We start from the raw sequence: 7,143 nt of genomic DNA on the forward strand, positions 1-7,143 counted from the left end.
AAAGAAGAGAGGGCTAAAGAAGAAATAAAAGAAGAAACACAAAGCAAACTCATAAACAAAAATATAATCTTCTTTGCCTACGATGAAAGCCTTGGGATACGACAAGAAGATGATGGGGTTAAGCTTAAAACAATCAAAGGCAAAACAAGAAAGATAAGCATTGACAATGCCTATGTGAATTATGCTATGAGAGATTATGAAACTTGGAGCAACCGTCAAATCACAATGGAGCGTGTAACTTCAATAGAACTAAAAATAATCAAAACAAGATTTAGGCTTGAATTTGATGGACAAAGTTTGCAGTTCTTAGAAAATGAAAGGCTTATAAAACAGTGGGAGGCAAGAAGTGGCGAGCCTTTGGATAATTTAAAAGAAGATAGTAAGGAAAATAAGCAAAGAAAAAGATTTGCCTTGCCTTTCAGCAAGGAAAAAAGCTTTTATTATGATGAGAATTTACACAAGCAAGATTCAACAAAGCCCTTAAAAGAAGGCATATATTATTTTAAAGTAGAAAATGCAGTTAGCCTACTTGATTATTACATTTTAAACAAAAATAATGATGATGTGAGTAGATATAAGATTTCATTATATAATGATGAAAATATGATAGATATAAATACCACAGGCACAGCATATAGCATTCACGCAGGCAAAGAATTTGGCGATACCAAAGGCATTGATCTAGCACATAATGCAAAAGATTTCTTTAAAAACTTAAAACAATATATTAAAAACACTAAAATCGCTATCCCCCTTAAGGTGAAATACCAAAAACGCATTTTCATCTTAATTGAAAGATTCAAAGAAAGCACAGAGGCTACTATGGCTAGGATGAATGTTTATGTAGATGGTAAAAGAGTAAATAATAAGGGTAAATTTATAGAAAAACTTTCAACACAAGGCATCAAAGAATACGAACTATTTAACCCTCTTTCCTTACCAAATGATGATAAAAACTATGCTTATATCTTAGAAAGACCAGGACCTGATAGCATAGGAGGGGAGTTAAAGCTAAGAATACCTGAGGGAAGCTATGATCTTATGTGGAATGATGGAGGCATGAAAGGCGTTTTAAAGCTTTTTAATTCTTATGTGTCAAAGGGTAGGGCTATTTTAATTCATGCTGGCAATACAGCCAAAAATTCTGATGGATGCTTGTTAATAAATGACAAAAAAGGTGGTGATAATATAATCATTAGGGGCAAAGAAAAAGAAAAAAAAGAGCTAAGATTTAAACAAAATTTAGAGTATTGGTTGGAAAAAATTTATAATAAGTTCATAAATAAAGCTACTTTAATAATTATTAAAAATCATTTTACTATAAACTATATAAAGGAGGATAACAACAAAGCACATAAACCTTATACCATAGAAAATGCCAAAGAATCACTACAAGTGATTTATGAACGGTATGGCAAAAATATGGCTTATTGAAAAAATATATAGAAGTGAAACTTCACACTTTAAATCAGAACAATATAAAAATACTGGTACAATAGGCATGGAAGCATTTGGTAAACCCCCATATTATGGTTGGGCTTTTTTGAACAAAATACCTCATATATGCCCTTAGGCATATGGACAGCTTTTGAAAATAAGGGTTTAAGTGAGCAAGGTGGCAACCCACAAATAAAGCAAGAAAAAATTTGTTATAATGCCTTCTGTTCTGGCGAATATAAGGTGCATTACATCAATAAATATAATGGTAATTAAGCTAGTTGGCACTCAACGCAAACACAAGCACAAGAAGCTTATAAAAAAGCCATAAATTCTATTAAGGCGAGGATTGTTGATGAGATTATTAAAAATAAACAAAGCTAAATTACCCTTTATTTTTATATTATTGCTTTTACAAACCACTGTGTTAGCACAAGAGATACAAAAAAATACAAGATATTTTAATCAAGATCTTGTGATGAATCCTAGGTGTGCGGATATTTTTATTTCACTTGTAAAGAAAAGCGATTTTGATTTTGCAACTTGGGCGAATGGATACGGTAAAAGCGTACAAGAGTTAAAAAATAATGTGTCGTTTATGTTTGATAGTGTTGATGAGACGCAGATTTTGGCAAAGCTATTTATGGATAGCGATTTTCAAGAATTTCAAGGCACAGGCACTATAGGATGGATACAATATGATTTCAATTCAAAAACCCTTAGTGATTTTATTCAAGAAAAAGAATTAAATTCTTCACAAGAACTAGCAAATGACTTAGAATCTTGCATTAAAGAGAGTTATTATAAGTAAATCATTTGTTTATAAAGACAAAAAGATAAGCACCAAGATAAATACAAGTAGCAAGTCAAAATATAGGGTGAATTTTATTTAAGCTCCAAAAAGACTACAAAATTACAAAGCCTTGTTTTTATTCTCAAAAGATAGGGCAAATTTTAAGATCGCTTTAAATTTGGCTTTTTTACATACAAGGACAAAAAACAAGTTTGTAAATTATGTTTGTAATAACACAAAATAGTTAAAATAAGCTAAATACAAAAAGGAAGCAAAATGAATGTATCACAGTTTATTAGAACTATAAATTATTCAAGCCTAAGAACACCGGATATTCCTTGCTTTGTTGATGAGGCTTACGGTGATATTAGCGAAACACTAAAATTAAAGGGTATGCTTCGTCTTTCTTGGAGTTTTGATATAAAATATAATAAAAACATCGATCTAATATTTTTCCCTGAAAATAATCCACATATAAACTATGCTCTGCTTTATGCTAATAATTTCTCAAAAAGCATAGATGAATCCTTTATGCCAAGTACCTTAAAAGACATAAATATACCCTATGATATAAACTATAAATTCACAAAAGAACTTTTAGCAAAGGCAAATTTTACTCAAATTCAACAAGATAGATTTTTTAGCTCTCGCTTTGGCTCTGTTTTTGTGCCTCTTGAGGTGGAGTTTGAGTGCTATAACATAAATATGGAAGAATTATCATTTTTTAAGCATGATATTTTTATGGGCTTTTTTGGAGATGCTGATTTTGCTGAATTCGGAGAAACAATCATACTTATAGGCATCATAAAAAATTACTCCTTACTTAGCACCTCAGTAACAAAATTGCAAGCCTATGACATAGCTTGGCTTAAAGAAGATGATACAAAAATAGAAGCTAAAAACTCTATAACTAAGCCCTTGCCCACCTCAGCCCTAGCATATACAAATACTAAGCTAAATGACTTTGTAGTAAATTTAAGAGATAGGCCAAGCACAAAGGAAGGTAAGATCATAGCCCAGCTTCTAGCTCAAACTACAATAAGTCCTGAGCTGTATGAGGGTAGCGAGGATATAAAGCCCATATATAAAGCAATGTTTGATAAGGGATATGAATGGTATCACAAGGATAATTCAGATCTTAGTCCCCTTGATGAAGCAAGTTGTTATGTGCTTTATTATAATTTCAAAATGCTACAAGCTTACTATCAAGCCAACAAGCAAAAGCTTACAAATGCACTATATAGAGATGAGTATATAGTGCTTGTTTGGGAGATCTTGTCAAATGACTGGTGCAAGGTGTGGGTATTAAAAGCTCCTAAGTTTAGTATTGATTCTTTTGATAACAAACGCGAGATTATAGCTGAAAGCTATGAGCAAGGCTTCTTAACTTCACCTTCAAGCCTTAAGCTTTATGAGGGCTATATCCATAGTAGCGGCTTAGAATATCTTTGTCCCTTTACTCAAAATTATATTAAGAGTTAAGCTGTGAATTCAAAAGTCTAGTTTAAGAAGGTTTTTAAGAAAGGTTTTTAAGAAAGGTTTTTAAGAAAGGTGCGTGAATTTGGAGGGGATTTGAATTTGGCTTGAAGTTAAGTGGGTTGAAGTTGAGAAAGATTGAATTTAAGTTAAGAAGGCTTGAATTTAAGAAAGCTTGTATGTTTAAATTCAAGCAAGGTTAAATTGAGATTAAGTAAAATTGAAAAGGCTGAATTTCAGCAAACTTCAATTCAAACAAAATTTAATAACATTAAATTCAAACAAGGCTTGTGCGAAGGAATGAAGGGTGAAGTTGATTGAATTTAGCCAAAGGCTTGAATTTAAACTTGCAAGCTTTAAATTCAAGCAAGGTTAAATTTAAGTTAAGTAAAATCAAGAAGATTTGAATTTAAGTTTGCTTTAAAAGCTTAAGACTAAATTTGATTTAATGAATTTGGATAAAAGCTTGAATTTAAGCAAGATTAAACAGGGCTTGAATTTAAATTAACTTAGCCAAAGCTCAGCAAAACCTGCCTAAGAAGTTTAAAAGTAGCTTTGATTTATAAATTTAGATAAAAATTTGAAATTAAGCTGACTAAGGTTAAGCAAGTTAAATTTAAAACAGCTTGTCATCTTTAAATTCAAGCAAGGCTAAATTGAGATTAAGTAAAATTGAAAAGGTTAAATTTAAGCTTGCTTTAAAAGGTTAAGGCTAGTTTTAATTTAATTAATTTGTATAAAAGCGTAAATTCAAACTAGCTAAATTTAAAACAGCTTGTGTTCTTTAAATTCAAGCAAGGTTAAATTGAGATTAAGTAAAATTGAAAAGACTGAATTTAAATCAGCTTAAACTTAAATAAAATTAAATTTAAATAAGCTAATTTTAAGCACACTCAAGCAAGGCTTATTCGCCAAAATCATATCAAAAATCCCATTTTGCAATATAAAAGCCTAGTTCTTTTCACTTTTATTTTTAGCCCTTTGATAATCTTCTAGCAAATAATCTTTTAGCAAGGTTTTTTCCATTAGGTCCTTAAGCTGGGTATAGATGATTTTGGCATTTTTAGGCATATGTTTTGCCTCAAAAAGCTTTGCCATATCAAGCAGGGCATTGATATTATAAAAGAGTGAATTATCGTAGTTTTCATTGTTTAAATCATAAAAGGCTTGTTCGAATGCTTTTTCTTCTTTTTTTTCTTTCAAGCTTTTAGGATTTTTATAAGAATTTAACTCTTGCTTTACAAAATAATTAAAAATCTCCTCCCTACACATAGGCTCGCCGCTTTCAAATCTAAGCCTTGAAAGCAGCTCAAATTTAGTGATAAAATCACTCACCAAAACAGTAAGCAATCTTACAGCCGCAAGCCTTTTGTGCTTTTCTAAGAATTCACAAAAAAGCTTGATCCCTTCTATCCAAAAAGGATTTAAGGCTAGATTATCCATAAAAATTTTACTGTGTTCTAGCTCATCATCTTTTACCTCAAGCAAAATTTTGATCACATTTTTATCCACATAGGGAATTCTTGTTAGGTATTCGCTGTGTTGGGGCATTTGCTTGATCCTACCCCACATAGCCTCTACAAAAAAGGCATAAGCATTTATATTATCTGCATCATTTTGCAAAAGCTCCTTTGCTAAATTCAAAAACAAGGCTCTATACTCTCTATCATTTAAAGAGCTTAAATTTGTGCTTTTCAAATCAACGCTAACCTGTCTTACAGGAGAGACAACCTTTGCTTTTTCTTGCACCTCTTTTGTATCTTGCTTGATATTAAGTCTTGTAAATTCACAGTCTAAGAGGCCTTGTAAATCCTCAAAGCATTTAGCAAAACTTAGGCTTACAGTATGGGAAATATTTAATTTGTTCTTATTAAACTCAGCTATGAAATACTCACTCATATTTTTGATCTTCTTCTTTTGAAAGCCTTGTTCTTTGGTGCTACCAAGGCTTGATGGGGTTTTTTCCAAGATCTGCGTATAGTTCTTATAGCACTCAGCCAAGCTTTCAAAGCAAGGCTCGCTATTTAAAACAAGGCAAGATAGCATAAAATAATTAGCAATCTTAGCATCTATGGTATGCTCTTGCAAGAGATTTAAGGAGTATTCATAAACCTTATCCCACTTGATATGCTCGTGATTTAAGGTTTTATACTTTGACATTTGATCTTCTAAGAGCTGATACAGCTCTAACTGTTCTAAATTTTCTTCTATTTTTTTGCAAAAAGACATTGAATACTCCTTCATAAGACGGTGTTAATTTTATGTAAATTTTTTAAAGCTATACTTTATAAATTTTAACGAAAAAGGGCTTAAATGAGATTAAAGATTTTTGGCTTACTTTTGGCTTTGCTTGTTTTTAGTGCTTGTTCTAGGACTGTTAATATTAATCTTAGCAATAGTGAAAATTCAAACCTAAACAGCAGAAATGACGACGTGCCAGTTACTGTGATAATCTATCAGCTTAAAGAACTTAAAAAATTTCAAAGTGCAAGTGAAATGGATTTAATTAACAGAGAAGATGCGGTTTTGGGAAGGGATAAGATAGATTCTTTAAAAATTCAACTAGCACCTCAGGATAAGGATGTCTTTGTGGTAAAGATAAATGACAAAGAAGTTCCCTACATAGCAGCACTTGCACTTTTTGCTAACAATGACAAAAAGATTACAAAAATTTGGGTTAAAAGCAAGGACGCTAGGGGCATCTTTACTAAAAATCTAAAATTTGAGATCACAAATGAGGGCATTAAAAGGGTAAAATAGCTTAAAAATAAAGCAAATGCTTGTGAAAAAAAACTTTGATGCTACCGAAAAATCCCTTTAGAAAAAGCCTTAAATTTTTTTCATCTTACAAACTTAACGAGTTAAATTTAAGAAGTCTTAATTTTAGTCTTTGAATTCAAGCCAATTTTAAATTTTAAATTAACAGCAAGTTTAGTTGGCTTTTGAATTTAAGACAAAGGCTTGTTTAAATTCAAAGCACTTTTAAAGCCCTTTGAATTTAAGCCAAATTCAAAGATAAGCTTAGCTTGAATTTAAAGCAAAATTTGCTTGAATTCAAGCTAAATTCAAGACAAGTTTGCCAAATTTTAAAAAGCCTTTTTAAATAAAGCAAGGCTAAACAAGCCTTTAAATTTAAACAAAATTTAAAAATAATCTTGCTTGAATTCAAGCTAAATTCAAAGATAAGCTTAGCTTGAATTTAAAGCAAAGTTTGCTTGAATTCAAACACAATTTAAAAATAATCTTGCTTGAATTCAAGCTAAATTCAAAATAAAAAACTAAAAAACTAAAAAACTAAAAAACTAAAAAACTAAAAAACTAAAAATTCAAAAACTCACAAAAAGGACACAAATGAATGCAAAAGAAAGGATTAAAAACTCCCTAGCCTATAAACTAGGATCTCAAATGCTAAGCTTTAATCAAAGCAAGTTTAAGCC

5 protein-coding genes are annotated in these 7,143 nt (G+C 30.9%); 4 read left to right on the plus strand and 1 reads right to left on the minus strand.

The window, feature by feature from the left end; all coding sequences use genetic code 11:
- The 3 genes from DMC01_RS13850 to DMC01_RS11600 all read left to right on the plus strand — a co-directional run.
- On the plus strand, positions 1–1,434 hold a 1,434-nt coding region (locus DMC01_RS13850; RefSeq protein ID WP_221887159.1), incomplete at its 5' end, for a DUF5675 family protein.
- Between the two features lie 358 nt (positions 1,435–1,792).
- Complete coding sequence (locus DMC01_RS11595) at positions 1,793–2,248, plus strand: hypothetical protein (RefSeq protein WP_142694366.1); 456 nt, start codon at positions 1,793–1,795, stop codon at positions 2,246–2,248.
- A gap of 258 nt (positions 2,249–2,506) precedes the next feature.
- Positions 2,507–3,712, plus strand: coding sequence for a hypothetical protein (locus DMC01_RS11600; RefSeq protein ID WP_142694367.1), 1,206 nt, complete (start codon positions 2,507–2,509; stop codon positions 3,710–3,712).
- 945 nt (positions 3,713–4,657) lie between these two features.
- Here DMC01_RS11600 and DMC01_RS11605 read toward each other — a convergent pair.
- Positions 4,658–5,935, minus strand: a complete 1,278-nt coding sequence (locus DMC01_RS11605; protein WP_142694368.1) for a type VI secretion system domain-containing protein — start codon at positions 5,933–5,935, stop codon at positions 4,658–4,660.
- Positions 5,936–6,019: 84 nt separating this feature from the next.
- Between DMC01_RS11605 and tssJ the strand changes: the two genes are divergently transcribed.
- A complete protein-coding gene (tssJ, locus tag DMC01_RS11610; RefSeq protein WP_142694369.1) occupies positions 6,020–6,466 on the plus strand; it encodes a type VI secretion system lipoprotein TssJ in 447 nt (148 codons plus the stop codon).
- The last annotated feature ends 677 nt before the right edge of the window (positions 6,467–7,143 follow it).

Source organism: Campylobacter troglodytis, assembly GCF_006864425.1.
Lineage (GTDB): Bacteria > Campylobacterota > Campylobacteria > Campylobacterales > Campylobacteraceae > Campylobacter_D > Campylobacter_D troglodytis.

What these genes read in the sequence shown, in the direction of transcription:
- DMC01_RS11595 (WP_142694366.1), top strand. Translation starts at nt 1,793, where the DNA reads ATGAGATTATTAAAAATAAACAAAGCTAAATTACCCTTTATTTTTATA.
- DMC01_RS11600 (WP_142694367.1), top strand. Translation starts at nt 2,507, where the DNA reads ATGAATGTATCACAGTTTATTAGAACTATAAATTATTCAAGCCTAAGA.
- DMC01_RS11605 (WP_142694368.1), bottom strand. Translation starts at nt 5,935, where the DNA reads ATGTCTTTTTGCAAAAAAATAGAAGAAAATTTAGAACAGTTAGAGCTG.
- tssJ (WP_142694369.1), top strand. Translation starts at nt 6,020, where the DNA reads ATGAGATTAAAGATTTTTGGCTTACTTTTGGCTTTGCTTGTTTTTAGT.